This window comes from Xenorhabdus sp. BG5 (assembly GCF_015163665.1).
GTDB lineage: Bacteria > Pseudomonadota > Gammaproteobacteria > Enterobacterales > Enterobacteriaceae > Xenorhabdus.
In genome coordinates this window covers 1-1043 of record NZ_JADEUG010000084.1, presented here as the reverse complement: position 1 = coordinate 1043, position 1043 = coordinate 1, and the positions used below count along the sequence as shown (strand labels likewise).

The 1043-nt window shown below is 56.9% G+C and carries 2 pseudogenes; both read right to left on the bottom strand.

Annotated features, from left to right (window positions below):
• Nucleotides 1-404, bottom strand: a pseudogene (locus IQ209_RS17905) (hypothetical protein); the annotation flags it as partial.
• Between the two features lie 12 nt (nucleotides 405-416).
• Nucleotides 417-835: pseudogene (locus IQ209_RS17900) on the bottom strand (DUF1795 domain-containing protein).
• Between the last annotated feature and the right edge of the window lie 208 nt (nucleotides 836-1043).

Sequence of the window (1043 nt, the reverse complement as noted above, 5' to 3'; positions counted from 1 at the left end):
CGTGCCGCAGGTTTTCCTTCAATGATGACGTTACTGGAACCACGACTCAACACCCCGTCCGGTGAACCGAAGCTGTCGATAAAATCCGTGACGGCCGAGCTGGCTGCTGCGATGGCATCGCTGGCCAAATAGGTTAACCCGCTGCCTGCGGCCGCCACAATCAGCGTAGCCCCTAACCCGCCGGTGCCGGCAACCAGTAACCCTACGGCCCCGAAAATCGCGGCACCAATCAAGGCACCGGCCACCGCCCCCATCAGGGCACCAAAGAAGCTCTTATGCTGGATAGGGTCGCCCTGACGTGCTGCTGCCGGCCCGCGGGCACCGCCAGCCGGCGGCAGGGGAGGCCGGGCATGGGTGGCACCAACCCGGGCAATCCGGGTAATAATTTCATCACCTAATCCCATATCGGCTTCTCCTTATGCCGCCTGAAAACTGCTTACCACCGCCAGTAAGGCTTCCCGCTGCCCGCTGTTCATGGGCGCGGCGAGGTTAGGTTAAACGCCAGCAGCTGGCTGTTCCGGATTTGCAGCACCACCGTCTGGTGCATTTCCCCTTCTGGGCTTTGCCACTGGTAATCCAGCCGCCATGCTATATCACCGCTGAGTTCTATTTGCAGCCGCTGATGCTCCTGATATCCCGGCAGGTGGGTTACAAACTGTGTCAGTGTCTGTTCATAATACGCCTGGCTGTCGGTGCCTGCCGGCACAGGGGTGCGGTTAATCACCAGATTGACGCCGCTGTCATCCGGTAGCACAAACACGTGCATCGATTCATCACGCCAGCCGGCAGGAAGGGTCAGGGTGCCTTCGTTCATTTGGTAGGGTTGTGTGCTCATGATTTTCCTTTTCACTTTTTTTATCTAATTGATATTCAATCCGCTGCAAACATTCGGCTGAGCGGGTTTCAGTCTGTTGTTGGCCTGCCCGGTATCAGTTCAGGGTGATGACCTCTTTTCCGTTCACAATGACGGTATTACCGGTAATATGGATATTGCCGTCTGCATCAATCGAGATACTCCCTTTGGTGTTGCCGAGGGTGATACC